24 protein-coding genes are annotated in these 24,082 nt (G+C 60.7%); 11 read left to right on the top strand and 13 right to left on the bottom strand.

All coding sequences use genetic code 11. From position 1 onward, the window contains the following. Window position 1 precedes the first annotated feature (1 nt). Complete coding sequence (cbiE, locus tag FBZ99_RS15460; protein ID WP_113501176.1) at window positions 2-1,243, bottom strand: precorrin-6y C5,15-methyltransferase (decarboxylating) subunit CbiE; 1,242 nt, start codon at window positions 1,241-1,243, stop codon at window positions 2-4. Between cbiE and FBZ99_RS15465 the strand changes: the two genes are divergently transcribed. Beyond that, window positions 1,227-1,997: a cobalt-precorrin-6A reductase gene (locus FBZ99_RS15465; RefSeq protein WP_113389336.1), complete on the top strand. Its 771-nt coding sequence runs from the start codon at window positions 1,227-1,229 to the stop codon at window positions 1,995-1,997. The genes cbiE and FBZ99_RS15465 overlap by 17 nt on opposite strands. Here FBZ99_RS15465 and FBZ99_RS15470 read toward each other — a convergent pair. The 6 genes from FBZ99_RS15470 to FBZ99_RS15495 form a co-directional block, all read right to left on the bottom strand. Next, window positions 1,961-2,725, bottom strand: coding sequence for a precorrin-3B C(17)-methyltransferase (locus FBZ99_RS15470; RefSeq protein ID WP_113389337.1), 765 nt, complete (start codon window positions 2,723-2,725; stop codon window positions 1,961-1,963). The genes FBZ99_RS15465 and FBZ99_RS15470 overlap by 37 nt on opposite strands. Next, the gene (locus FBZ99_RS15475) at window positions 2,722-3,459 is read right to left on the bottom strand and encodes a precorrin-2 C(20)-methyltransferase (protein ID WP_113389338.1); all 738 of its coding nucleotides are present in this window, start codon (window positions 3,457-3,459) and stop codon (window positions 2,722-2,724) included. The genes FBZ99_RS15470 and FBZ99_RS15475 overlap by 4 nt, the downstream gene beginning before the upstream one ends. Next, window positions 3,456-4,088: a precorrin-8X methylmutase gene (locus FBZ99_RS15480; RefSeq protein WP_113329640.1), complete on the bottom strand. Its 633-nt coding sequence runs from the start codon at window positions 4,086-4,088 to the stop codon at window positions 3,456-3,458. Before FBZ99_RS15480 ends, FBZ99_RS15475 begins: the two co-directional genes overlap by 4 nt. Before the next feature lie 2 nt (window positions 4,089-4,090). After that, window positions 4,091-5,518, bottom strand: a complete 1,428-nt coding sequence (gene cobG / locus FBZ99_RS15485) for a precorrin-3B synthase (RefSeq protein ID WP_113389339.1) — start codon at window positions 5,516-5,518, stop codon at window positions 4,091-4,093. Window positions 5,519-5,575: 57 nt separating this feature from the next. After that, window positions 5,576-6,352, bottom strand: a complete 777-nt coding sequence (gene cobF, locus FBZ99_RS15490; protein ID WP_113389412.1) for a precorrin-6A synthase (deacetylating) — start codon at window positions 6,350-6,352, stop codon at window positions 5,576-5,578. Between the two features lie 62 nt (window positions 6,353-6,414). Next, window positions 6,415-7,251, bottom strand: coding sequence for an AraC family transcriptional regulator (locus tag FBZ99_RS15495; RefSeq protein WP_113389340.1), 837 nt, complete (start codon window positions 7,249-7,251; stop codon window positions 6,415-6,417). A 119-nt stretch (window positions 7,252-7,370) separates the two neighbouring features. On the opposite strand from FBZ99_RS15495, the gene FBZ99_RS15500 reads away from it, so the two are divergent. Beyond that, window positions 7,371-8,567, top strand: coding sequence for an MFS transporter (locus FBZ99_RS15500; protein ID WP_113350599.1), 1,197 nt, complete (start codon window positions 7,371-7,373; stop codon window positions 8,565-8,567). Window positions 8,568-8,629: 62 nt separating this feature from the next. On the opposite strand, the gene FBZ99_RS15505 is transcribed toward FBZ99_RS15500, so the two are convergent. Together FBZ99_RS15505 and alr are read right to left on the bottom strand one after the other, a co-directional pair. Next, entirely contained in the window at window positions 8,630-9,880 is a 1,251-nt protein-coding gene (locus tag FBZ99_RS15505) for a D-amino acid dehydrogenase (protein WP_113350598.1), read from the bottom strand. A 31-nt stretch (window positions 9,881-9,911) separates the two neighbouring features. After that, window positions 9,912-11,045: an alanine racemase gene (gene alr / locus FBZ99_RS15510; RefSeq protein ID WP_113350597.1), complete on the bottom strand. Its 1,134-nt coding sequence runs from the start codon at window positions 11,043-11,045 to the stop codon at window positions 9,912-9,914. A 124-nt stretch (window positions 11,046-11,169) separates the two neighbouring features. On the opposite strand from alr, the gene FBZ99_RS15515 reads away from it, so the two are divergent. Beyond that, window positions 11,170-11,634 carry an Lrp/AsnC family transcriptional regulator gene (locus FBZ99_RS15515; RefSeq protein ID WP_069610343.1) on the top strand — a complete coding sequence of 155 codons (465 nt, stop codon included), beginning with the start codon at window positions 11,170-11,172 and terminating at the stop codon, window positions 11,632-11,634. A gap of 30 nt (window positions 11,635-11,664) precedes the next feature. Here the strand turns inward: FBZ99_RS15515 and FBZ99_RS15520 are convergent, their stop codons facing one another. Together FBZ99_RS15520 and FBZ99_RS15525 are read right to left on the bottom strand one after the other, a co-directional pair. Then, window positions 11,665-13,461 carry a PAS domain-containing sensor histidine kinase gene (locus FBZ99_RS15520; RefSeq protein WP_113350596.1) on the bottom strand — a complete coding sequence of 599 codons (1,797 nt, stop codon included), beginning with the start codon at window positions 13,459-13,461 and terminating at the stop codon, window positions 11,665-11,667. A 276-nt stretch (window positions 13,462-13,737) separates the two neighbouring features. Beyond that, a complete protein-coding gene (locus FBZ99_RS15525; protein WP_113350595.1) occupies window positions 13,738-14,622 on the bottom strand; it encodes a LysR substrate-binding domain-containing protein in 885 nt (294 codons plus the stop codon). Between the two features lie 239 nt (window positions 14,623-14,861). Here FBZ99_RS15525 and FBZ99_RS15530 point away from each other — a divergent pair, with 239 nt between their 5' ends. Then, on the top strand, window positions 14,862-16,181 hold the full coding sequence (locus tag FBZ99_RS15530) for an MFS transporter (RefSeq protein ID WP_113350594.1): 1,320 nt from the start codon (window positions 14,862-14,864) through the stop codon (window positions 16,179-16,181). A 66-nt stretch (window positions 16,182-16,247) separates the two neighbouring features. Here the strand turns inward: FBZ99_RS15530 and FBZ99_RS15535 are convergent, their stop codons facing one another. Then, window positions 16,248-17,297 (bottom strand): ornithine cyclodeaminase, encoded by a 1,050-nt coding sequence (locus FBZ99_RS15535; protein ID WP_113351037.1) that lies wholly within the window; start codon window positions 17,295-17,297, stop codon window positions 16,248-16,250. A 143-nt stretch (window positions 17,298-17,440) separates the two neighbouring features. Here FBZ99_RS15535 and FBZ99_RS15540 point away from each other — a divergent pair, with 143 nt between their 5' ends. Together FBZ99_RS15540 and FBZ99_RS15545 are read left to right on the top strand one after the other, a co-directional pair. Further along, window positions 17,441-17,878 carry an Lrp/AsnC family transcriptional regulator gene (locus tag FBZ99_RS15540; RefSeq protein ID WP_015343394.1) on the top strand — a complete coding sequence of 146 codons (438 nt, stop codon included), beginning with the start codon at window positions 17,441-17,443 and terminating at the stop codon, window positions 17,876-17,878. A gap of 136 nt (window positions 17,879-18,014) precedes the next feature. Then, complete coding sequence (locus FBZ99_RS15545) at window positions 18,015-18,362, top strand: hypothetical protein (RefSeq protein WP_113350593.1); 348 nt, start codon at window positions 18,015-18,017, stop codon at window positions 18,360-18,362. An 88-nt stretch (window positions 18,363-18,450) separates the two neighbouring features. Here FBZ99_RS15545 and hutC read toward each other — a convergent pair whose 3' ends face one another. Continuing rightward, window positions 18,451-19,206 (bottom strand): histidine utilization repressor, encoded by a 756-nt coding sequence (gene hutC / locus FBZ99_RS15550; protein WP_069610348.1) that lies wholly within the window; start codon window positions 19,204-19,206, stop codon window positions 18,451-18,453. Between the two features lie 193 nt (window positions 19,207-19,399). Here hutC and FBZ99_RS15555 point away from each other — a divergent pair, with 193 nt between their 5' ends. The 5 genes from FBZ99_RS15555 to FBZ99_RS15575 all read left to right on the top strand — a co-directional run bounded on the left by FBZ99_RS15555 (window position 19,400) and on the right by FBZ99_RS15575 (window position 24,081). Then, on the top strand, window positions 19,400-20,239 hold the full coding sequence (locus tag FBZ99_RS15555; protein WP_113350592.1) for a transporter substrate-binding domain-containing protein: 840 nt from the start codon (window positions 19,400-19,402) through the stop codon (window positions 20,237-20,239). 100 nt (window positions 20,240-20,339) lie between these two features. Continuing rightward, a complete protein-coding gene (locus FBZ99_RS15560) occupies window positions 20,340-21,065 on the top strand; it encodes an ABC transporter permease (protein WP_113329653.1) in 726 nt (241 codons plus the stop codon). 10 nt (window positions 21,066-21,075) lie between these two features. After that, window positions 21,076-21,780 (top strand): ABC transporter permease, encoded by a 705-nt coding sequence (locus FBZ99_RS15565; protein ID WP_113329654.1) that lies wholly within the window; start codon window positions 21,076-21,078, stop codon window positions 21,778-21,780. A gap of 22 nt (window positions 21,781-21,802) precedes the next feature. Continuing rightward, entirely contained in the window at window positions 21,803-22,579 is a 777-nt protein-coding gene (locus tag FBZ99_RS15570; protein WP_113329655.1) for an ABC transporter ATP-binding protein, read from the top strand. Further along, window positions 22,576-24,081, top strand: coding sequence for an HAL/PAL/TAL family ammonia-lyase (locus tag FBZ99_RS15575; RefSeq protein WP_113395018.1), 1,506 nt, complete (start codon window positions 22,576-22,578; stop codon window positions 24,079-24,081). The genes FBZ99_RS15570 and FBZ99_RS15575 overlap by 4 nt, the downstream gene beginning before the upstream one ends. Window position 24,082 lies beyond the last annotated feature (1 nt).

Here is a 24,082-nt window from a genome sequence, read left to right on the forward strand (position 1 = left end):
ATTATGGCTTGATCCAAGACCATTGCGTCACCGGCATGGCCGGCCGCCAGCCGGTCATGCGGCCGACAGGTGCGGCGCGCGCAATGTCGATACGGATCAGCGAGCCGCCGCGGCGTGCCTGTTCGGCCAACAGAAGGACTTCCATTTCGGTCGTGACGGCATTGGCGACCAGCCTGCCGCCGCTTTTCAATTGGCCGATGGCGGCCTCCAGCACGCCGGCATCGCTGCCGCCACCGCCGATAAAGATCGCATCCGGTGCCGGCAGGCCGGTAAGAGCAGCCGGCGCCTCGCCTTCGACAACGGTCAGGCCCGGTACACCGAAATTCGCTGCGTTTCGGCGGATTCGAGCGGCGCGTTCAACGGAAGCCTCAATGGCAATGACGCGCAGTGACGGATCGGCCAGCATCCATTCGATGCCGATCGAGCCGGAGCCGGCACCGATATCCCAGAGCAGCTCACCATAACGTGGCGCCAGCGCGGATAGCGTCATCGCGCGGATCTCCCGCTTGGTGATCTGGCCGTCATGTTCAAAAAGCTCGTCGGCGAGGCCTGCGCTTAGCGGCAAAATCCGCGCGCCGGCTTCCGCCTTGACCTCGACGCCGCAGATGTTCAGATCGTTGATGCCGGAGAGGCTAAAGCTAGCCGCAGTTTCCCGGGAGACTTTTTCGTATGGACCGCCAAGCGCTTCCAGAACCGTCAGTTCTGACGGACCGAAACCAGAGCTGCGCAGCAGGGCGGCCAATTCGGCGGGGCCTTTGCCATCGGATGTCAGCGCCAGGATCTTGCGGCCCGAATGCAGGTGCGGCCGGATCAGATCGATGGACCGGCCATGGAGCGACAGAACCGTCGTCTCCTGCAGGGGCCAGCCGAGGCGCGACGCGGCAAGGCTGAAGGAGGAGGGTGCTGGGATAACGGTCATTTCAGCGGCCGGAATGTGCCGCGAAAGTGTCGCGCCGACGCCGTAGAAAAAAGGATCGCCGGAGGCAAGAACCACTGTCGGTTCTCCGCGCCGGGCAAGAACCGCTTCAACGGATTTTTCGAATGGCGAAAGCCATTGATGGGTTTCGCCTGTTATCAGTGACCTCATCAACTCGATGTGGCGTACACCACCGAAGACCGACGGCGCGTCAGCGATCTGCCGTTTGGCCTCGTCGCCGACACCGGCTGGACCGTCTTCGCCGATGCCGATAAGAGTAAGCCAGCGTTGAACTGAAGGTGTCTCAGCCATGGGCAAGGTCCGCATTCTGATCCTCGGCGGCACGACCGAGGCCCGAGCGCTGGCGGCGGCGCTTGCCCCGCGCACTGATCTCGACATTGTTCTGTCCCTTGCCGGACGAACCGCCGATCCGGCGCCGCAGCCCGTTCCGGTGCGCAGCGGCGGTTTCGGTGGCGCAGAGGGGCTTGCCCGCTATGTCATCGATGAAAAGATCGATCTGGTGATCGATGCCACCCATCCCTTCGCGGCCCGCATTTCCGCCAATGCCGCGCAAGCGGCTGTTCAATGCGCTGTGGCGGCCTTTGCGTTGCGCCGTCCGGCGTGGATGCCGGTCGAAGGCGATGACTGGCTTTCCGTACATAGCGTTTCGCAAGCCATCGCTGCACTTGGCGCCAAGCCTTTGCGTGTCTTCCTTGCGACTGGCCGGCAGGAGGCGCATCAGGCGAACGCGGCGCGGCAGCATCATTACTGGGTCCGCAGCGTCGATCCCGTCGAGCCGCCGCTGACCGTGCCTGACGTCAGCTACATCCACAGCCGCGGTCCGTTCCGCCTGGAGGACGAGCTGGAGATGCTGCAACGGCATGGAATCGAGGCGGTCGTCGCCAAGAACAGCGGCGGTGACGCGACCTACGGGAAGATAGAGGCGGCAAGGCAGCTCGGAATCAAGGTGATCATGGTCGAGCGCGCGGATACCGCCGGGTTGCCGGTGGTCGAAACGGTAGACGCTGCGCTCGATCGGATCGATCATTTCGTCTCTTCCCTGATGAAGCGCGGCGTATAGACCAGATCGGGGCGTCCTTCGCGGGCAATGACGCGCGTCTCGGCCGAGCCGATGATGACGCAGGTCGCCATATCCGCCTGCGAGGCCTCGGCATCGGCGAGCCGAGCCACTGTCATGCGCTCGTCGGGACGACCGGCGGCCCGACCGAAGATGGCAGGTGTTTCGCCGGGCAGCACGGCGCGCAGGATCTCGAAGGCTTTGCCAAGCTGCCAGGGCCGCGCCTTGCTGATCGGATTGTAGAGCGCGATCACAAAGCCCGCTTCGGCAACGGCGCGGAGGCGACTCTCGATCAGCGGCCAGGGTTTCAGATTGTCCGAAAGCGAGATCGCGCAGAAATCGTGCCCAAGGGGAGCGCCGATGCGGGCCGCAACGGCAAGCATGGCCGTGATACCCGGCACGACGATAAGGTCTACCGTCCGCCATTCAACCGGACCATGATCGATCGCCTCGCAAACGGCGGCCGCCATGGCAAAAACACCGGGATCGCCGCCGGAAACAACGCAGACATTGACGCCGGCTGCCGCCCGCTGCAGCGCCACCTTGGCGCGGTCCAGCTCCTCGCGATTGTCGGATGCCTGACGGATCTGGTCGCTGCGCAACGTCAGGCGGTCGAGATAGGGGCCGTAACCGTAAAATTCATGAGCATCCGTGACGGCAGCAAGCGCCTCTGGCGTCGTCTGCTGGGGATTGCCGGGGCCGGTGCCGATTACATAGAGACGTCCGCTCATGGCCGGCTTTCCCAGCCGGGAACCAGCACAATGGAGAAATAGGGCGCTTCGGCATCGTCGCGGCTGGCAAGCGGCGTCATGGCGCCGTTCGCCATCGTGCCGCGCTCCACATAGATCGCTTCCTCCAGCCGGCCGGCGGCATCGAGCGCGCGGCGGATTTTTGGCAGATTGCGGCCAACCTTCATAATGACGGCAGCCTGTGTATCACCCAATCTGCGGGTTAGCTCGGCCTCCGCCATCGTTCCGGGGAGCACGGAGAGAACGTCGTCTCCCTGCACCATCGGCAATCCTGCAAGAGACCAGCAACCGGACATGGCTGTCACGCCCGGGATGACTTCAGTGGGGAAGCGATCGGCAAGGCGCACATGCAGATGCATGTAGGAGCCATAAAACAGCGGATCGCCCTCGCTGAGTACGGCAACCGTCTTTCCTTCGCGAAGATGCGCCGCCACCATCTCGGCCGAGGCGTCATAGAAGGCGGTGATCTGACGGAGATATTCCGGCGCGTCCTTCTCGATCTCGGTCGTCACCGGATAGTAGAGCGGCAGCAGCGTGACGTCCGCTTTCAGCAGGTCGCTGACGATGGCCTTGCCGTTGCCGTTTCTGCCTTGCTTGGCAAAATAGGCGACGACATCGGCGCGCTCCAAAGCCTTGACGGCCTTGACCGTCAGCAGTTCGGGATCGCCAGGCCCGGTGCCGACACCGATCAGATTTCCGTTGGATGGTGCGCTCATAGGCCCGGCCTCGCAAGCGCGTTGAGGGCGGCTGCCGTCATGGCACTGCCGCCTAGCCGGCCGCGCACGATGGCAAAGGGAACGCCGTAGGAGTTTTCGGCAAGCGCATCCTTCGATTCCGCCGCGCCGACGAAACCGACGGGCATGCCGATGATGGCAGCAGGCTTCGGCGCGCCATCGCGCAGCATTTCGAGAAGGTGGAAGAGGGCCGTCGGCGCGTTGCCGATAGCAACGACGGAGCCCGCCAGCCGATCGGTCCAAAGATGCATGGCGGCCGCCGAGCGCGTGTTGCCAATGGACTTGGCGATCTCCGCCGTGCGCGGGTCCTGCAAGGTGCAGATCACTTCGTTGGCGGCAGGCAGACGGGCGCGCGTGATGCCGCGAGCGACCATCTCCGCGTCGCAGAAAATCGGTGCACCGTCAGTCAGCGCCTTGCGGGCGGATGCGACGAAATCGGGAGAGAAGAGAAAATGTTCTGCCGCTTCCACCAATCCGCAGGCATGAATCATGCGGACGGCGACATCGGTCTCGGCTTCAGGGAAACGCTGGAGATCGGCTTCGCTGCGGATTATCGCAAAGGAGCGCTCGTAGATCGCATCCCCTTCGCGGATATAGTCATAGTCAGGCATTTCTATCCCTGTCGTAAGGCCGTCGCGATTGCGTCCCGGCCGAGCCGTTTAAGACACTGCTGTGCCGATTCGCCAGCAGCTTTGTTGTTTCGCACCAGTTCCCCGAGCGCAGCCAGCGCCGATTTCAGATATTCCTTATGGATGTAAGCCACGGGCTCTGATGATGCTGACCCATTTACGACAATAGCATAGCCCGTTGCAGCACCGACGATGGTCAGCATCGCCGGGAAAGGATGGGCGCAGCCTTTTGCGCAGCCGGATAGATGCACCTTGAGCGAACCATCCAGCAGCTCAGGCCCGATTTCGACCAGATCGGCGGCCGCCTTTTTCGTGGCGTAGTGGGCAGAGGCGCATGCGCCGGCACCGGAACAGGGAACGGCATAATTTGCAGGATCATCGGCGCGTGTCTGAAAGCCGCAATCAGCTGCCGCGGCGAGAATGCCATTGATCCGCTCGCGCGGGAGGCCGAGCAGCAACAGGCTGTGTTCGGGGCCGGTCCGTAATTCATGCGCCCCCGCCATCTCTGCATGGTCAAGAAATCGGATGAATTCTTGAGCGTGGATTTGACCGAAGGCGGGCCGCAATCCGAGTGCGGTCTGTTCGTTGTCGAGCGGAATGACACCGACAGGAAGGGCGGATGAGTTAGTTTCTCGTCGTGGGAAGCTGGAAGGGGCAGGAAACTGTAGTCCTAAAGCGGCGATGTCCAGGTCACGGCCACGGGCGCGGGGTCCGATTGCAGCCAAGGCTTTGAGCAATGCCATGACACAGGCTATCGCTTCTTCGCCAGGCAGGACGACAAGCCGTATGGCCGTCGCCTCGGTTCCCGCAATGGCAAGAGTCCAAAGCTTTCGGCCATCGGCGGCAGTGACAGCCTTCAGCCTGATATCCGCCGAGAGTTCGTCAAGGACGAGCCGGCCGCCGCCGTCAACGATAATGGCGAGCTTTGCAGCGAGCAATGGCTTGGGACGAAGTGCATCGATGGCGCTTCGCAGACGCTCAGAAAGCCCGCGTGCATCAGCGATCTCGGACGGATCGACACCGCTGAGCGGCGGGACTTCGATCGCGACGCCGCTCTCTGGCACGATGCCGGCCCGATCGATATCGGCGGCCAGTCCAGGCATGCTTTGCAGCGTCATGCCACGTAGCTGAATATTGCCGCGCGCAGTGATCTCGATCAGGCCATTGCCGTGTCTCTCGGCTGCTTCCGCCAAGAGGCGTAATTGCGCGATAGTCAGCCCCGGGGTCGACGGCCGCAAGCGAACAAGAAGGCCGTCGCCGGTCTGCATCGGTGCACTCAGCGAGGGGCAGGCACCGCGAACCATAGAGGGCAGGGGCGATGCAACGCCGTCCTCGGCAGCTCCCCCCTGAGAGAAGCACGCTTGTTCCTCCACTGTCTGCGCGTCGACCGCAACCATAAGACTGCCCTTCATAAGGGACATTTTCTTGCACAAACCGGATCGGCGGGCAAACGATTTGGTATTTGGCGCTTATTCGAGATCGTCGAAGTCCCGACCCTTACGCATAAGATAGATATCCATGATCCATCCATGCCGGGCGCGGGCTTCGGCGCGGGTCGCAAGAATCCGCTCGCAAACGTCCGCCAGCCTGCCGGCGATGATGATTTCATCCTTGGTGCCGAGATAGGCGCCCCAATAGATATAGGCATCGGGATCGTCGATCTTGCTGAAGGCCTGCTCGCCATCGAGCATGACGACGGCCGTTTCGGCAATTCCGGGAAAGCTTTCGGCCAATCGCCGACCGGTGGTGATCTGAACCGGCTTGCCGACCAGATTGAGGGGGATGCGATGACTTGCTGTCAGCGCTTGGATGCTGGTGATGCCGGGAATAACGCTATAGTCGAGCGCAACATTGCCGCGGGCGACGACACGCTCGAGAATGCGGAGCGTGCTGTCATAAAGGCCGGGATCGCCCCAGACGAGGAAGGCAGCACTTTGGCTTTCCGTCAGATGTTCCAGAAACAGCCGCTCGTAGGTCGCGGAAATCGCGTCATGCCATTCATCGACGCTCCGCACATAGCTGCGGTCCGCCGTCTGGCGTGATGGCACGTCGTAATCCACGTAGCGGGTGGCTGGATTGGTGACGTAGCGCTGGCAGATCTCGCGCCTGACGTCGGCAAGCTCGCTCTTGGCCGCGCCCTTGCTGGGAATGAGGATGACATCGGCTGAGTTCAGCGCATTGATTGCCTGCACGGTCAGATGTTCGGGGTTTCCCGTGCCGATACCGACGATGTGAATATGCCGCATATGCTTTGCCTCGCTCTTCAGCGCTGTTTGCCGGAAGCGCCTGCTCATTTCAAGAGGAGGCTTCAAGCTGATTGCCGCTCAAGGGTCCAGCGGTTGGCCATATAGCTGCGCGGCGAGGTGCCGAGCATGCGGCGGAACATGGTGGTAAACGCCGCCACGCTCTCATAGCCTGCTTCGAGCGCGATGTTGGTGACGGGCTGGCCCTCCGCCAGTTGCGGCAGGCAGGCAAAGACGCTTGCCTGCTGGCGCCAGGTGGTGAAGCTGATGCCGGTTTCCTTGCGGAACTGCCTGGTGAACGTTCGGCGGCTTACCGAAAGCTTTTCGGCCCAATCATCCAGCCTGGCATTAGGCGATGGGTTGGAGAGATAGTTGCGGCAGAGCGCAGTCAATCGGCGGTCGGACGGGAAGGGCAGGCCGAGCGGACGCTCGGGCAACGTTGCGATTTCCTCGACCAGTAGCGACAGAACGAGCTTGGCCTTGCGATGGCTGACCGGCGCCTCCCGCAGCCGGATGGCTTCGAGCAGCAGGCTGCGGGCAAGATCGGTCACTTCGACGACACGCGGCGCTTCACCCTTCGGCGGCTGGCCGCGCGGCGTCACGTAGACGGATTTCATGCTGACGTCGCTCAGGATCTCAATCGAATGCTCCAGCCCGACGGGGATGAATAGGGCATGGCCGGGCGGCACCATCCAGCGGCCGCGCGCCGTCATAATCAGGGCGACGCCGGCGAAGATGCAAAGCAGCTGCGTGCGGCGGTGGTGATGCCAGGGAACCGTGTAGCCCTGCGGCGGCTCGGCGCTATGGACGAGCACGTCGGCTGGCGATTCCTCCATCCAACGCATGTTTCGCACATGGTCGTCGTCGAGGGTCGCCAGCAACTGTTTCGATAGCTTTTCCATTTTGGCCCAATCGAGAAACTATTGGACCAAAACACGAAAGAAGGACATTCGCAAGCCGTGCTAAAGGCGGATCAAGTCATATCGTCGGCAAGTCTCGCCGGCGCAGGAGGATTCCCCACATGGTTGCGGAAGTGGCGGGTACGCAGGCCCGATATCAAAAGACGACGATGTCGATCGTTATGGCGGTCAGCACCTGTCATCTGCTGAACGATACGATGCAATCGCTGCTGACGTCGCTCTATCCGATGTTCAGAGAGAATTATGCGCTCGATTTCGTGCAGATCGGCCTGTTGACGATGATGTTCCAGATTACCGCCTCGCTGCTGCAGCCAGTGGTCGGTATCGTGACCGACAAATGGCCGATGCCCTATTCGCTGCCCGTGGGCATGGTCAGCACCTTTGCAGGCCTGGTGCTGCTTGGCTATGCCGGCAGTTTCGGCGTGCTCCTGATCGCTGCAAGCCTGATCGGCTTCGGTTCGGCCGTCTTCCATCCGGAGGCTTCGCGCGTTGCACGTCTCGCTTCGGGCGGACGTCACGGGCTGGCGCAGTCGCTGTTTCAGCTCGGTGGTAACGCCGGCTCGGCGATCGGGCCGCTCATTGCCGCGTTCTTCGTCCTCCAGCATGGCCAGAAGAGCGTCGCCTGGCTTTCGGTGCTGGCCGTCATTGGCTTCATCGTTCTGAGCTGGGTCGGCAACTGGTTCATCAACCATCGCCGCCAGCAGTCGGCCCGCCCTGCACCGAGCCGCGCCTTGCCGATCGCGCGCAACAAGGCGATGTGGGCGCTTGCCATCCTCATCCTGCTGACGGCGACGAAGAACGTCTACATGGCGAGCATTTCGAGCTATTTCACCTTCTACGTCATCGACAAGTTCCATCTCGATGTCCGGGATGCGCAGCTGATGCTGTTTCTTTTCCTCGGCTCGGTCGCGGTCGGCACGATCATGGGCGGGCCGGTGGGCGACCGTTTTGGCGCGCGTTTCGTGATCTGGTTCTCGATCCTCGGCGTCATCCCGTTTGCGCTGCTGATGCCCTATGCGAACCTGTTCTGGACCTGCGTCCTGACCGTCGTCATCGGCCTCGTGCTTGCCTCGGCCTTCCCGGCGATCGTGGTCTTTGCGCAGGAGCTGATCCCTGGCCGCGTGGGACTGATCGGCGGCATCTTCTTCGGCTTTGCCTTCGGGGCGGGTGGACTGGGTGCGGCCTGGCTCGGCGATTTCGCCGATGCGCGTGGCATCCCTTTCGTCTATACGCTCTGCTCGTATCTGCCGTTGTTGGGATTATTCACGATCTTCCTGCCACGAATTCCGCGGCATTGATCGAAACCGGCGGGCGATCAGCCCCGCCGCTGTTCTTGAGCGCCCGCGTTGAGACCCCTTTGTCAGGCGTAGCGGCTGATCGCGAGGTCGGTCGCGTCGATATCAGGCTTGCGGCCACTGACGAGATCGCTGATGACGCGTGCCGAACCGGAACTCATGGTCCATCCAAGCGTGCCATGACCGGTATTGAGATAAAGCCCCTTGATCCTCGTCGGTCCGATGACCGGCGTGCCATCCGGCGTCATCGGCCGCAGGCCCGACCAGAACGAGGCCTTGGCGACATCGCCGCCGGGGAAGAGATCGGTCACGGAATGCTCTAGCGTCCGGCGCCGGGCAAGGCCGAGATCATTGGTATAGCCGGAGATTTCCGCCATGCCGCCGACGCGGATGCGGTCGCCGAGGCGAGTGATGGCGATCTTGTACGTTTCGTCCATGACGGTCGATTCCGGTGCGCGCGAGGCATCGGTGATCGGGATCGTCAGCGAATAGCCTTTGACCGGATAGACGGACAGGTTGATGCCGAGCGGTTTCAGCAGCAGCGGCGAATAGCTGCCGAGCGCGACAACGATCGCATCGGCATCCAGGCGTCCACGATTGGTCACCACGCCACGTACTTGGCTGCCCTCGATGTCGAGCCCCTTGATCGTCGTGCCGTACTGGAACCGGACGCCAAGCTCAATCGCTTTTGCAGCAAGCGCATTGGTGAATTTGAAGCAGTCGCCGGTCTCGTCCTTCGGTGTCAGCAGACCACCGACGATCTTGCCGCGGACATGCCGAAGGGCCGGTTCGACGCGAATACAGCCATCGGGATCAAGCACCTCATACGGAATGCCGTCGGCCGCAAGAGCCTTGACGTCCTTGGCGGATGCATCGAGCTGCGCTTGCGTGCGGAAGAGCTGGAGCGTGCCCTGCATACGCTCGTCATAGGCAATACCCGTCTCTTCGCGAAGCTCAGCGAGCGAAATGCGGCTGTAATCGGCAAGGCGCAGCATGCGGCTCTTGTTGATCGCGTAACGCTCCGACGTGCAGTTCGACAGCATCTTGACGAGCCATGAGAGCATGGCGCCATCGACCTTCGGGCGCAGGATGAGCGGCGCGTGGTGCATGAACAACCACTTGATCGCCTTCATGGGAATGCCGGGGGCCGCCCAGGGCGAGCAATAGCCGAAGGAAACCTCGCCGGCATTGGCGAAGCTCGTTTCCAGCGCCGGGCCCTGCTGCCGGTCGATGACCGTAACCTCGTGGCCCGCCTTGGCAAGCTGATAGGCTGACGTCACGCCGATGATGCCGGCACCCAGAACGACGACTTTCATGATGTCCTCAGAGACTTGAGAGATGGGAAGGTCAGCGATATTGACGGTGGAAGCGATGGCCGAGACTGGTCAGGATTTCATAGGAAATCAAGCCGGCGTCGCGCGCAAGATCATCCACGGTCTGATGATCTCCCAGAACTTCCACCATGCTGCCGAAAGAGAGAGCGCCTTCGGGCAAGGCGCTGATATCGATTGTCGTGCTGTCCATCGACACGCGGCCGACGATGGGCAGACGCACGCCGTCGTAATAGACGGCGCCGCGATCGCTGAGGCTGCGCGGCAAGCCGTCGGCGTAGCCGGCGGCGATCGTCGCGAGCCGGGTCTTGCCTTTCGTCACATGCACGCCGCCATAGCCGACCCGAGCGCCTTCCAAAACGGTCCGTGTCTGCACCACGGCAACTTCGAGCCGGACAACCGCTTCCATGGGGTTGGCAACGCCACTGGTGGGAGCGCCGCCATAAAGAGCGATGCCTGGCCGTGCCAGTACGCCATGGAAATCTCCGCCAAGAAAGATGCCGCCGGAATTGGCGAACGAAACATCGTATTGCGGAAACTCCGTTGCGACGCGACACATCTCGGCAAGCTGATCACCGTTTTGCCTGCTGTCGGTCTCATCTGCGGAGGCGAGGTGGCTCATGATGAACAGGATATCGACGTCGTCGGATGTCTGCAGATGAGCTGCCACGGCGCTTCTGTCCTCCGGCGGTATGCCGAGCCGCGACATGCCGGTATCGAATTGGAGAACCGCGGGGAGCCTGCGGTGAAGAGAGCGTGACATCTCCGACCACTGCCGCAACTGTTGGAGCGAATTGATCACAGGCACGATGCCGCCATCGGCGCAGGCAGCCTCATTGCCGGGTAAAAGGCCGTTCAGCACAAAAATAGTTGCATCGCCACGGAGTTGCGGACGCAGCCGTAGCGCTTCAATGAAGTGGGCGACGAAAAAGTGGCGGCAACCGCGCTCGTAGAGTGCTTTCGATACCTGATTGGCGCCAAGTCCGTAGGAATCCGCCTTGACGACGGCGGCGGCCCGCGCCGGTGCGACGATAGTGGATAGCTTGTCATAGTTCCGGCATAGCGCGGCCAGATCGATCGTCAGATAGCCACACGCTCCACTATCGATCGCCAATTTTGGCGCCAGAGAATCCACAATACCGCCGTCCATGTCCGCCCTCGTCGTTCAATATAAGATTATTGAAAGGATCGCGAAATTGCTTGCTAAACAGTGATTGATTATTGTTTAAATGCATTGATATTGAAAGGATCTGCGAATTTTTGAAAGAATCCACATGCCCGCTCTCGACGCCATCGACCGCAATATTCTCCGCTTGCTTCGCCTCGATGCCCGAGTCAGCAACGCCAAGCTGGCAAGCGAGGTGGGGCTGTCGCCATCGGCCTGCCTGCGGCGTATCAAATTGATGGAACAGGCGGGCGTGATCAGGGGCTATACGGCCCTGGTGGACACGTCCCAGGCAGAGGCATCGATCGCCGTCATCATCAACATCACGCTCGAGCGGCAAACGGAGGAGCATCTCGATCGTTTCGAGGCGGCGGTACGCAAACATCCCGAGATCAAGGAGTGCTTTTTGATGACGGGCGGCTCCGACTATCTGCTGCGCGTCGAGGTCGCCAATCCCGGCGACTTCGAACGCATCCATAAGGATATTCTGTCGACCATGCCGGGAGTGCTGCGAATCCATTCGAGCTTCTCGATCCGCAATGTGCTTGCGACGCGGCCGAAAGGACTGCGTTGAATCGACCGGGATTGAGCACCGGGTGCGGCGTTACTCTGCCTTGTCGTGAGCTTGATCCCAGCCGATCCCTGCGGCGGCATCCACCGCGCAGATCAAGCCGCTCGGCTCGTAACGGACTTGGACCTTGCCGCTCAATTCCGCCGCCAGCAGGTTTTCGATCAAGCGGGAGCCGAAGCCCTTGCGGGTCGGAGGCTTTACGATTGGCCCTCCCGATTCCTGCCAGCGCAGTTTGAGGTGATCCGTCCTGCCCGTTTCCAGTGACCACGTGATCGCAACACGGCCATCCGCCACCGAAAGCGCACCGTATTTGGCGGCATTCGTCGCAAGCTCATGCAGCGCAAGCGATATGGAAACGACAGCTCTCGGCGCGAGTTTGATTGCCGGTCCGGAAATTTCGAACCTGTCCTTCGGATAGGGGGATAGCGCCTGGGCAATGACGGCAGTCAATTCCGCCTGCTCCCATTGGCCGTGGATCAGCAGATCGTGGGCGCGTGCCATCGAGGACAGCCGCGCCTCGAATGTCTCGACGGATGCCTTGTCCACATCGTCCCGCCCGAGCGTTTGGCGCGCGATGGCCATCACGGTTGCGAGCACATTCTTGACGCGATGATTGAGCTCGCCCACCAGCACGGTCTGCAGGCGCTCGGCCTCCTTCTTGGCGCTGATGTCATGAGCAGTTTTGGACGCCCCCACGATTCTGCCATAGACGTCATAGATCGGGGAAACGCTAAGCAGAACATCGACAAGCGCGCCGTTCTTGTTGCGTCGCTTGGTTTCGTAAGGCTCTACCTTTTGGCCCGCACGAATCCGCGCCAGGATCGCCGGCTCTTCGTCGCTGCGGTCTTCCGGAACGAGCATCATCACGGATTGGCCGATGGCCTCTTCGGCCGATTGTCCGTAAAGCCTCTCAGCACCGCTATTCCAGCTTGTAATGATCATGTTGAGATCGATGCTGAGGATAGCGTCGTCCGATGAGGCGACAATCGCCGCGAGTTGCCGCTCTACTTCCTGTGCACGCTTGCGCTCGCTTATATCGGTGACGATCGCGGCAGCCTGCTGGATGCGTCCCGAACCGTCTTTCAAGGCGGAAACGCAGTTCGCGACCCAGACGAGGCTGCCATCCTTGCGAACATAGCGCTTTTCGATCTCGAAGCTTTCTCCCGTCGCCATCATCGCTTCGAACAGACGAGTATTCTCATGCAAATCGTCCGGATAGGTGATGTCGTATGTCTTCATGCCGAGGAGCTCGCTCTCGGAATAGCCTACAATTTCGCAGAAACGCTCATTCACCCGAACGAAACGGCCGTCGAGTTCGCACTGGGCAAACCCTGTCGTCGATTGCGAGATGACGGCGCGAAACAGCTCTTCACTTTCACGCAGCGCCTGTTCCGTTCGGACCCGTTCCGTCGTCTCGTTGACGATGCAGAATACACCCAACGCCTTGCCGTCCGTACCGCGGACGGGCGAATAGGAAATGTCGAAGTAAACCGTTTCTGGATAGTCGTAGCGCTCGATATAGAAGGGCCGGTCCTTGGCAACGACCGCCATGCCATCATGAAGGACGGAGCGAAGAAGCGGTTCGAGATCGCTCCAGAGTTCGGCCCAATTTTCCCGCGCAGGCCGTCCGAGCGCTCGCGGATGCTTGTCGCCTATGGTTCGCGCGTATGCATCGTTGTAGAGTGCGATAAAGTCCTCGCCCCAGAACATGACGATCTGTGCTTGGGCAGGGAGCATGAGGTCGACTGCAGCGGTAAGGCACATGGGCCACGCCGATCTGGGGCCAAGACTGGTGGCTGCCCAATCGTAGCTAGAGATAAGTGCAGCCATCTCGTTCGTTTGTCTCGACAGTTCCGGCACGATATTCAGGATGCATCCTCTCTTTGGCGACCGTAATCCGCACGGATTGCCCGGTTCGTCTTATGCTTGCGAGAATTCATAGCATATTATCCCTCACGAAGTGCAGAGAGAAAAACTGCTGATTTCAATGTATTTTAGCTGACATAAGCAGCGTTTCCGTCGTGACTATTTCCGATTGCTCGAGGTGGTGTTGCAAAGCCTCTCATCCGAGGCGAGCGCAATCCGCCCCTGGCTCCGAGTGAGTTGTCAGGTGTCCGGCCTTGCATGCATTTCGGCCGTCAGCCATCTTTCGAGCGCTAGGGCATCCGGCCTTCCGGCAATGTGCGGCGCGATCCAAAGCACCATGCGGCGCGGGCCGGGTAGAAAACCGAAAGGTGCCACCAGCCGCCCGGAAGCAAGTTGATCGAGCACGAGCATTTGCGGCACGACCGCCATACCGAGGCCGCATGCGGCGGCCTGGATCAGCAGATAGAAATGATCGAAGGCCGCCTGTGGTGTCAGACGCAGATCCGCCTGTCCGGCTATGGCCTGCCAGTCGCTCCAGGCTTGCGGTCGTGTCTGCGTGGAGAGGATCGCTGCATGTTCCATATCGTCGGGACGCGAAATGCCGGAGCGGTTCAGATATTCCGGCGAACAGACAGGACCGATGGCCTCGCCGCCGAGCTCCCGGATGATCGCATCCTTCGGCGGATCGATGACACTGGAGCGGATGGCGAGGCTGATCTTGTCTCGGACGAAGTCGACCTGATCGTAATTCATGTTGAACTGAAGGGCGATATGCGGGTGGCGCTCGTGAAACTGGCCGATGCGCGGAATGATCCAGCCCATCATGATCGAGGAAGAGCAGGAGAGCGTCAGCGGGCTTGGGCGGACGCGCTCGACGCTTGCCTGCATCAGGCCGAAAGCACTTGCCAGCCCTTCAGCAAGCCGCGAGCCTTCCGGCGTCGGCTCTGTCGAACGGGCGCGGCGGGTCACGAGGATGACGCCGAGCGTCTCCTCTAGCCCGCGAATGTGCCGGCTGATCGCACCATGCGTAACGCAGAGCTCGTCGGCAGCAAGCGTCATCGACCTGTGCCGCGCGGTTGCTTCGAATGCCTTCAGCGCATTCAAGGATGGAAGAGGGCCGCTCATTTTTTAGATTCTGCTATCCCGTGATGTGATTTTTCCTCACATGATAGGGAGATTAAATCGTTTGCTTGCGGCTTGTCCATCCCGCTAGAGATCAAGGTCATTCGAAGGCGCATGCGGCCGAAGGCAGGGACTGGAGGGGAAGTCGGAGTTTCCGTCCTGTCAGCGACGCAAGCGGATCGCTGCGTTGTCAAGATTTCAGCACGGGGGAGGGATTTTCATTGCAGCCCGCAAATCAGGAAATGTCACAGGTCGAGCGTTCGGCCATATCAAAGGTTTCGAAGCGGCTGGTGCCGTTCATCGCCTTGATGTTCTTCATTAACTTTCTTGACCGCACGGCGATTTCCTTCGCCGGGCCGAACGGCATGACGACGGATCTGGCGCTGACGGCGGCGCAGTTCGGCTTTGCCGCCGGCATCTTCTTTTTCGGTTACATCGTTCTCGAAATCCCGAGCAACCTCGCGCTTCACAGATACGGCGCGCGCCGCTGGCTTGCCCGCATCATGGTAAGCTGGGGCATTGTGGCGATCTTGTTCACCTGGGTATCGAGCGCGACGGAGCTCTATGTGCTGCGCTTCCTGCTGGGCGTTGCCGAAGCCGGCTTCTTCCCGGGGGCCATCCTGTTCTTGAGCATGTGGGTGCCGGCCAAGCATCGCAGCAAGATCCTGGCACTGTTCTACCTTGCCCAGCCGCTGACAACAGTCGTCGGAGCGCCCTTTGCGGCCACGCTGATCCAGATGCATGGCCTCTTCGGCCTCGAAGGCTGGCGTGTCATGTTCTTCGGCGTTGCCATTCCGGCTGTCATCGTCGGCATCATCACCTGGTTCTACCTCGCTGATCGCCCCGATGATGCGAAATGGCTGACCCAGGCCGAGAAGGATTGGCTGAACCGGGCGCTTGCCGGCGAGGAAAAGGCAAAGGCGGCGGCGCATGGCAAGATGACCGGCCTTGCCTTGACGGACGGCCGCGTCTGGTTGCTGTCGGTCATCTATTTCGGCCTGATCTACGGCCTCTATGCGCTGGCCTTCTTCCTGCCGACGATCATTGCCGGCTTCGAAACGAAATTTGGCACCAAGTTCGATGTCTTCGACAAGGGGCTGATTACCGCTATCCCCTACCTGCCTGCGGCTTTTGCCCTCTTCTTCTGGAGCCGCGATGCGTCCAGACGTGGTGTGCGGCCGTGGCACATCGGCATTCCGGCCTTGGTGGGCGCCTTCAGCATTCCGGCCGCGCTTTATATGGGCTCGCCTGAAGCGACGATCGTGATGATCACACTGACGGCTTGCGCGATCTTTTCCGCCCTGCCGAATTTCTGGGCCATTCCGTCGCGCTTCCTGACTGGGCCGGCGGCTGCCGCGGGCATAGCCCTGATCAACACGATCGGCAATATCGCAGGCTTTGCCGCACCCTATGTGACGGGTCTCGTCAAGGATGCGACCGGCCTCTATGAGCTGCCGATGTTTATCGTAGGCGCACTGATGCTGTTGTCGGCCCTGCTGGCCTTCTCTTTGAATGGACGGGTCCGCGAGCCGGAACTGGTTGCTTACGGCAGCAAAGGCTGAATTCGCCTAGCCTGAAGGACGGATGTGTTTGATGGCGACCGTGGAAATGGCCGCCATTATCTTTCGTCAGGCTGCCCTGAGCAGCATGCCGAAGAGATCGCGCGGATCGTCCGGGTCGGCGATGATGTCGAGCTTCTGGAAATAGTTCGTGCCCGCCAGCTTCTCGCGAACGTAGCGCAGGGCGGAGAAATCTTCGATCGCGAAGCCGACGCTGTCGAACAGCGTGATCTGCCGGTCGCTGCTGCGGCCGGGTGCCCGGCCGCTCACGACCTGCCAGAGTTCGGTGACCGGATAATCCGGATCCATCTGCTGGATTTCGCCTTCGATGCGGGTCTGCGGCGGATATTCGACGAAAGTGTCGGAGCGCAGCAGGATATCGCGGTGGAGCTCCGTCTTGCCGGGGCAATCGCCGCCGATGGCGTTGATGTGCACGCCGGCACCGACCATATTGTCCGTCAGAATGGTCGCGAATTGCTTGTCGGCCGTACAGGTCGTGATGATGTCGGCACCTTCGATGGCGGCCTGGGCCGAAGTGCAGTGCACGAGCTTCAAGCCGGTCTTTGCGAGATTGCGAACCGTCTTTTCCGTGGCTCTCGGATCAATGTCGTAAAGGCGGACTTCCTCGATGCCGAGGACGGCCTTCATCGCCAGCGCCTGGAATTCCGCCTGTGCGCCATTGCCGATCAAGGTGAGGCGGCGCGAATTGGCCGGCGCCAGATGTTTCGCCGCCATCGCCGAGGTTGCCGCAGTGCGCAGCGCCGTCAGCAGCGTCATTTCCGTTAGCAGCACGGGATAACCGGTCGAAACTTCCGCAAGCAAGCCGAAGGCGGTCACCGTCTGCAGGCCCTGCGCCATGTTCTTTGGATGGCCGTTTACATATTTGAAGCTGTAGACGGCGCCATCCGATGTCGGCATCAGCTCGATGACGCCGTCATGCGAATGGGAAGCGACGCGGGGCGTCTTGTCGAAGAGGTCCCAGCGGCGGAAATCCGCTTCGATGGCGTCGGTGAGTTCGATGAGCACGGTTTCGATGCCGATGTGATGGACGAGCCGCATCATGTTCTCGACGCTGACGAAGGGAATGAAAGCTCTTTCCGATGGGAGCGGTGCGGACATTCTCGTATCCTCGATGGAAATCATTTCCCATAGGGTATCAAGCGGATCGATTGACTGAAATCGCAAAACTGTGCCAGTTTTGGTATGGGTTTGCACAAATTACCCATAATTTTTGACGGATTGAACAAGATCAGGATCGTGCGATGACGCTCGCCAAATATATTCCCGATGATCTCGACCGGCGTATCATCGCTCATCTGCGCGCTGACGGGCGGGCTTCGCTCTCCAAACTGTCCGATGTCTTGGGCGTCGCGCGTGGTACGGTGCAGAACCGGCTGGATCGACTGATAGAGACCGGCACGCTGCTTGGCTTCACCGTAAGGGTTCGGGAAGATTATGAGGAGCAGACCGTGCATGCCGTCATGATGATCGAAGTCGTCGGGAAATCGACGACGCAGGTCATCCGTAAACTGCGCGGCCTTCCCGAAATATATTCGCTGCATACGACGAATGGCAATTGGGATCTGGTCGCCAATATCCGCGCGACCAGCTTGTCGGACTTTGATCGGGTCTTGCGCGAAGTGCGGATGATCGATGGCGTTGCGAACAGCGAGACAAGCCTTTTGCTGAGCAGCCTGTGAGAGGCATCGTTGGCGGATGTGGCCGATGCGAACCGCATACAGCCAGCCATCATGGATTCTCGCGCTGTCGAACGGAAGCGCAGACAGGCCGTGCCCCGCAGCTTGAAAACTCGCGGCTTGTTGTTATGATTTTCGTATGGAACTTGCTCTGCTTGCCCATGCCCTTGCCTGGATCGTGCTTGGTCTGATCGCCGTGACGACGGTCGTTCCGGTCGGGACGAGGTATCCGTTCATGGCGATGGCGAGTATCGATAGCGTCATCCCGTTCGGCCTTCTGGGGTTTTTGTTTGTCATGGCTTACCCGGAAGACCGCCGCATCATTGCTCTTGTGTGCATATTGGTTGCAGCTGCAAGCGAGTCGCTCGCGCTCATCCTGCCGCAGAAGTGCCTCAGGATCGAGCGCGCGATCTTGAAAGTGCTTGCTACGGTTTCGGGCCTGCTTTTGGGCGCATTATTTATGGAGTGCATGCTGCAGGCATCGTAATTTGCCGACAGCACCCAGCCCATTCGACCCCCCTTGCATCCTTTGCGCCTTCTCAAAGCGAATGAATGATCATATCTTCCATATACAACTAACGATCAGACGGCTTGCCGCTTTGGCTCTCCAGCCGATAGCGATGCCCAGGATAAACGAGGCGCGCTGTGGAGACAATGCCGCGCGCCGACCATGTGCGCCTCCAGATCGTCAGGCAGGGTTCGGTCTTCAGGATCGTCAGCAGCTTGCATTCCCAGGCTTGCGGCATGACGGCTTCGACGACATGTTCCGATCCGCTGAGCGGAGCAACGGCCGAGAGATAGGCGTTCGGCGTCATGTCGGTAAAATCCTGCTGCAGATAGTCGGGTGCGGCGTCCGGATGGACATGCCGGTCCTCGATCTGCACGGGCACGCCGTTCTCGCTATGCACGATCAGCGAATGGAAAACCGGCGATCCGATGTCGAGTTCCAACGCGTCGGCAATGTCGGGCGATGCGGCTTCCCGGGCGAGAACGACTACGCTTGCCTGATGGGAATGGCCGCGTTCGGCGATCTCCTCGGCGATGTTGCGGACCTCGAACAGGGCGGAGGCGCCCTTGCGCTCGGCGACGAAGGAGCCGACGCCCTGGATGCGAACGAGCTCGCCTTCATTGGCCAGTTCCCGCAGCGCACGATTGGCCGTCATTTTGCTGACGCCAAGTTCGACCACCAATTCGTTTTCGGAGGGAACGCGATATTTGGGCGGCCACTCGCCACTATGAATGCGGTCGAGTATCATCTGCTTGACGCCGGCATAGAGGGGCGCGGCGTCATTTTCCGCCAGTTCGCGTTTCATCTCGCCGGAACGTTTCATTGCCTATTTCCTTTGCACAGAGTGAATCTGCCTCGAAAACAACTTTCCCACTTGCATATCATAAATTATCACATATGGTACCCTATACAACCTCGCAATCAATCCTAAAAATTAATTGGGAAAGCGGGCAAGCCGGCGAAGATCGGTAGGAAATGCTGCAAGGCTTATTTCAACCTCAGAGGAGCTCTACACGATGAGATTCAGTGCAATTCTCTTGTCAGGCGTCGTGGCTGCCGCCGCTTTTGCCGCGCCGGCCTTCGCCAAGGACTGGAAGACGGCAACGATCACCCTGGAAGGTGCTTACGCGCCGTGGAACATGACGAACGCCGATGGTACGCTCGGCGGCTTCGAGCCGGAGCTTGCCAAGGTTCTGTGCGAACGCGCCAAGATCGATTGCAAGCTCGTCGCTTCCGACTGGGATGGCATGATCCCGGCGCTGAACGCCGGCAAGTTCGACGTCATCATGGATGCTCTGTCGATCACCGACGAGCGCAAGCAGGTCATCGGCTTCACCATTCCTTATGCTGCAACGCCTGCCGCTTTTGCGACCGCCAAGGACAGCCCGCTTGCCAATGCTGCCGGCACCGGCACCACGATCAAGATGACCCCCGGCCAGACCGGCGTTAAGGAAATCGACGTGTTGAAGGAAGCCTTCAAGGGCAAGACCATCGGCATCCAGGCCGCAACCGTCTATGCCAAGTTCGTCTATGACAATTTCGGCTCGATCGCCACGATCCGCGAATACAAGACCGGCGCCGACCGCGATCTCGACCTGCAGAACGGCCGCATCGATCTCGGCTTCGACGATGCCGTCTACTTCGCGAACGCTTTTGCCAGCGCGAATGATTCGCTCGCCTTCACCGGCCCGGAAATCGCCGGTTCCATCTGGGGCGAAGGCGAAGGCCTTGGCATCCGCAAGGCGGATACCGACCTGCGCGACAAGTTCAATGAGGCGATCAAGTCCGCGCTTGCCGACGGTACCATCAAGACCCTGTCGATGAAGTGGTTCAAGGTCGACGTCAGCCCGAATTGATGAGTACGTCTTTGGGCCGTTATCATCGGTCTCCGGCTTTGCGGCCGGAGACCCTATGGTATCCTGACGCCTAAAACTGCCACGGACAGGGATTGGATCTATGGCAAGCTTGCAATTGCTGGGCTTCGGCTCGAACGGGTGGGGCGCGCTGCTGCTTGTTGCCGCCTTGATGACGCTGGCCGTGACGGCGACCGCCTTGGCCATCGGCGCCGTCCTCGGCGCGGCCATTGCCTTCGCGAAGCTCTCGGGAAGCATGGTGTTGAAGACGCTCGGCAATATCTACACCACCGTTTTCCGCGGTGTGCCCGAACTTCTGATTATCTATCTGATCTATTTCGGCGGGTCGTCGGCGGTAACCTCCATCGGCAAATGGCTTGGCTATGAAGGCTTTCTCGGCCTGCCATCCTTTGCCGCCGGTGCTCTCGCTGTCGGCATCATTTCCGGCGCTTATCAGGCAGAGGTTTTCCGTGGAGCCTATCTCGCCATTTCCAAGGGCGAGCTTGAGGCGGCGTCCGCAATCGGCATGCATCGCGGTTTGCGTTTGCGTCGCATCATCATTCCGCAGGTCTTCCGCTTCGCCATTCCCGGGCTCGGCAATGTCTGGCAGCTCAGCCTCAAGGATTCCGCTTTGATCTCGGTCACGGGCCTTGCGGAATTGATGCGCACCAGTCAGGTGGCTGCCGGTTCCACCCGCCAGTATTTCCTTTTCTTCATAGCCGGCGGCATTCTCTATCTGGTCCTGACCAGCCTATCGGATCGCATCTTCAACAAGGCTGAACGTCGCGCCAATCGCAGCATGCCGGCTGCGACGATCGGCCAGGCTTGAGGAGGACGGTATGGATTTCGATTTCCTTTCGAGCACGATGGTCACACTGCTGAAGGCAGTGCCAATGACGCTGCTGCTGTTCTTCCTGTCGATCTTCTTTGGCGGCATTCTGGCGCTTGTCATCGTCGCCATGCGCGTCAGCGGCAATCCGATTCTCTCCGGTTTTGCCAAGGGCTATATTTTCGTGTTCCGCGGCTCGCCGCTGCTGATCCAGATGTTCCTGGTCTTCTACGGTTTGGCGCAATTTTCGATCATTCGCTACTCCTTCCTCTGGCCCTTCCTGCGCGAGCCGGTCGTCTGCGCGATCCTGTCGCTGGCGCTTTGCACCGCCGGCTATTCGGCCGAGATCTTCCGCGGCGGCATCCGTGCCGTTTCGCCGAAGGAGATCGAAGCCGCCCGTTCGATCGGCATGTCCGGCTTCCTGCTGGTGCGTCGCATCATCGCGCCGATCGCCTTCCGGCATGCGCTCCCGGCCTATTCGACCGAGATCGTGCTGATGATGAAGTCGACCGCGCTCGCGAGCCTCGTCACGGTCTGGGAGGTCACGGGCGTTGCGCAGCGGCTGATCTCGCAAACCTACCGCACGATGGAGGTCTTCATCTGCGCGGCGATCATCTACCTCGTGCTGAATTTCATCATTCTGCAGGCCATGGCCCTGCTGGAATATTCTCTGTCCCGCCATCGCCGTGCGATCCCGCCGGCGCTGAAGGCTTAAAGCTTACTGGAGCAGGCAAATCATGCCAGGTGTCACCCGACTTTCCGTCCGCAACATCCGCAAGAGCTTCGGTACTCACGAGGTCTTGCGCGGCATTTCCCTCGATGCACAGGATGGCGATGTGATTTCGCTGCTGGGCGCTTCCGGCTCGGGCAAATCGACCTTCCTTCGCTGCATCAACCTCCTCGAAATCGCCACGGATGGCGAGATCTGGGTGGATGGCGAGCAGATCCGCATGGTCCACAAGAATGGCAAAAGCTATCCGGCGAGCCATAAGCAGGTGGATCATATCCGCTCCGAACTCGGCATGGTCTTCCAGAGTTTCAATCTCTGGTCCCATATGACGATCCTGCAGAATGTCATCGAGGGGCCGGTTCATGTCCTGAAGCGTCCCCGCGCAGAATGCATCGCCGAGGCCGAAGTGCTGCTGGAAAAAGTCGGTATTGCCGACAAGCGCCACGCCTATCCCGCGCATCTTTCCGGCGGGCAGCAGCAGCGAGCGGCGATTGCCCGCGCGCTTGCCATGAAGCCGAAGCTCATGCTGTTCGACGAACCGACCTCGGCGCTCGATCCTGAGCTTGTCGGCGAAGTGCTGCGTGTCATGCGCTCGCTTGCCGAAGAAGGCACGACGATGCTGGTCGTCACCCACGAGATGAGCTTTGCCCGCAACGTCTCCAACCGCGTCGTCTTCATGAAGGAAGGCCTCGTCGAAAGCACCGGCACGCCGGACGAGATGTTCGGCAGCGGCGCCTCGCCGGCCTTCCGTCAATTCATCGGCCATTTCGGAAATGGGCAATGACCGTCATCGTCGATAAGTCGCTATCCTGGCGCGACGTCGTTCGTGTTGGCGGCGGTGAGCCGCTGATCCTCTCCGACAAAGCCTGGAAGCGCGTTGAGCAGGCAAACCGCATCGTCGAGCGTATCGTCGAAACGGGCGTGCGCGCCTATGGCGTCAACACCGGCGTCGGCGCGCTCTCCGATACGGTGGTCGATCGCGATTCCCAGAGCCGGCTCTCGCGCAACATCATCTTGAGCCATGCCTGCGGTGTCGGCCCGCTTCTGCCGGCGCGCGAGGTGCGCTCGATCATTGCGGCGCAGATCGCCAATTTCGCCCATGGCTATTCCGGTGTGCGGCCCGAGATCGTCAGGCATCTTGCTGCGTTTCTCGAATATGACTGCATTCCGGAAGTCCCGTCCAAAGGCTCTGCCGGCTATCTCACACACAATGCCCACATCGCTCTCGTTCTGATCGGCGAGGGCAGAGCTGTCGTGAAGGGCAAGCTGATGAGTGGTGCAGAGGCGCTCGCAGCGATCGGTCTGCCTCCCCTGGTACTGGGTGCCAAGGAGGGTTTGAGCCTCGTCAACGGCACGGCATGCGCCACGGGATTGTCGGCGCTTGCAGTCTCGCGTGCCGAACGCCTGCTCGATTGGGCCGATGCCATCGCCGCGCTGACCCTGGAAGCCGTAGGCTGCCAGATGGCAGCTTTCGAGGGAAATGTGCTTGCGCTGCGTCCATCGGCCGGGATCGCCAAGGTCGGGCGCAGGCTTCGCAGCCGCTTGAATGGCAGCGGCCTTGTCGCTGCTGCCCTTGGGCGGCGGACGCAGGATGCTCTGAGTCTGAGATCGGTACCTCATGCCCATGGCGCAGCCTGGGATGTCTTCGAGCAGACGGCGCGCATTGTCGATCAGGAACTGGCTTCGGTCACCGATAATCCGGCCGTTTCGGGTACGCCGGAGGAGCCGATCGTCTCGTCCGAAGCCCATGCCGTTGCCCCCGCCCTCGGCCAGGCGGCTGATAGTCTGGCGATCGCGATCGCCCAAATTGCCGCGATGAGCGAGCGGCGGACGGATCGTCTCGTCAATCCCCTGGTCAGCGGCCTGCCGCCGTTCCTTGCGAGCGACGCCGGCAGCCATTCCGGCTTCATGATCGCGCAATACACGGCTGCCGCGCTGAGCAACGACAACCGGCGTCTCGCCGCGCCCGCATCGCTTGACGGCGGACTGACCTCCGGCCTGCAGGAGGATTTTCTGGCCCATCCGACAGCGGCGGCCAACAAGCTGCTCGCGATCCTCGATAACGCGGAATACATCCTGGCGATCGAACTGATGGCGGCGGCCCAGGCGCATGATTTTCTTACCTCGCACGGGACGCGGGCGCCGGGAACCGAGCGTATCTACGCGGCCGCCCGTTCCTGCGTGCCCATCTATGGCGATGACCGTCCGCTGAATGCGGATATGGAAGCCTTGCGGGGCATGATCGCCAAGATCGCGCCACCTGCGGAAGATGAAACTGGAGCATGAA

The sequence above is a fragment of the Rhizobium sp. ERR 1071 genome (assembly GCF_007828675.1).
GTDB lineage: Bacteria > Pseudomonadota > Alphaproteobacteria > Rhizobiales > Rhizobiaceae > Rhizobium > Rhizobium dioscoreae.

Coding starts and splice junctions, on each gene's coding strand:
- FBZ99_RS15560 (WP_113329653.1), top strand. CDS start 20,340: ATGGCAAGCTTGCAATTGCTGGGCTTCGGCTCGAACGGGTGGGGCGCG.
- FBZ99_RS15470 (WP_113389337.1), bottom strand. CDS start 2,725: ATGAGCGGACGTCTCTATGTAATCGGCACCGGCCCCGGCAATCCCCAG.
- FBZ99_RS15475 (WP_113389338.1), bottom strand. CDS start 3,459: ATGAGCGCACCATCCAACGGAAATCTGATCGGTGTCGGCACCGGGCCT.
- cobF (WP_113389412.1), bottom strand. CDS start 6,352: ATGCGGCATATTCACATCGTCGGTATCGGCACGGGAAACCCCGAACAT.
- FBZ99_RS15565 (WP_113329654.1), top strand. CDS start 21,076: ATGGATTTCGATTTCCTTTCGAGCACGATGGTCACACTGCTGAAGGCA.
- FBZ99_RS15555 (WP_113350592.1), top strand. CDS start 19,400: ATGAGATTCAGTGCAATTCTCTTGTCAGGCGTCGTGGCTGCCGCCGCT.
- FBZ99_RS15500 (WP_113350599.1), top strand. CDS start 7,371: ATGGTTGCGGAAGTGGCGGGTACGCAGGCCCGATATCAAAAGACGACG.
- FBZ99_RS15525 (WP_113350595.1), bottom strand. CDS start 14,622: ATGAGCGGCCCTCTTCCATCCTTGAATGCGCTGAAGGCATTCGAAGCA.
- FBZ99_RS15505 (WP_113350598.1), bottom strand. CDS start 9,880: ATGAAAGTCGTCGTTCTGGGTGCCGGCATCATCGGCGTGACGTCAGCC.
- cobG (WP_113389339.1), bottom strand. CDS start 5,518: ATGAAGGGCAGTCTTATGGTTGCGGTCGACGCGCAGACAGTGGAGGAA.
- FBZ99_RS15530 (WP_113350594.1), top strand. CDS start 14,862: ATGTCACAGGTCGAGCGTTCGGCCATATCAAAGGTTTCGAAGCGGCTG.
- FBZ99_RS15535 (WP_113351037.1), bottom strand. CDS start 17,297: ATGTCCGCACCGCTCCCATCGGAAAGAGCTTTCATTCCCTTCGTCAGC.
- FBZ99_RS15465 (WP_113389336.1), top strand. CDS start 1,227: ATGGGCAAGGTCCGCATTCTGATCCTCGGCGGCACGACCGAGGCCCGA.
- alr (WP_113350597.1), bottom strand. CDS start 11,045: ATGGACGGCGGTATTGTGGATTCTCTGGCGCCAAAATTGGCGATCGAT.
- FBZ99_RS15575 (WP_113395018.1), top strand. CDS start 22,576: ATGACCGTCATCGTCGATAAGTCGCTATCCTGGCGCGACGTCGTTCGT.
- FBZ99_RS15515 (WP_069610343.1), top strand. CDS start 11,170: ATGCCCGCTCTCGACGCCATCGACCGCAATATTCTCCGCTTGCTTCGC.
- FBZ99_RS15545 (WP_113350593.1), top strand. CDS start 18,015: ATGGAACTTGCTCTGCTTGCCCATGCCCTTGCCTGGATCGTGCTTGGT.
- cbiE (WP_113501176.1), bottom strand. CDS start 1,243: ATGCGGACCTTGCCCATGGCTGAGACACCTTCAGTTCAACGCTGGCTT.
- FBZ99_RS15480 (WP_113329640.1), bottom strand. CDS start 4,088: ATGCCTGACTATGACTATATCCGCGAAGGGGATGCGATCTACGAGCGC.
- hutC (WP_069610348.1), bottom strand. CDS start 19,206: ATGAAACGTTCCGGCGAGATGAAACGCGAACTGGCGGAAAATGACGCC.
- FBZ99_RS15570 (WP_113329655.1), top strand. CDS start 21,803: ATGCCAGGTGTCACCCGACTTTCCGTCCGCAACATCCGCAAGAGCTTC.
- FBZ99_RS15495 (WP_113389340.1), bottom strand. CDS start 7,251: ATGGAAAAGCTATCGAAACAGTTGCTGGCGACCCTCGACGACGACCAT.
- FBZ99_RS15540 (WP_015343394.1), top strand. CDS start 17,441: ATGACGCTCGCCAAATATATTCCCGATGATCTCGACCGGCGTATCATC.
- FBZ99_RS15520 (WP_113350596.1), bottom strand. CDS start 13,461: ATGGCTGCACTTATCTCTAGCTACGATTGGGCAGCCACCAGTCTTGGC.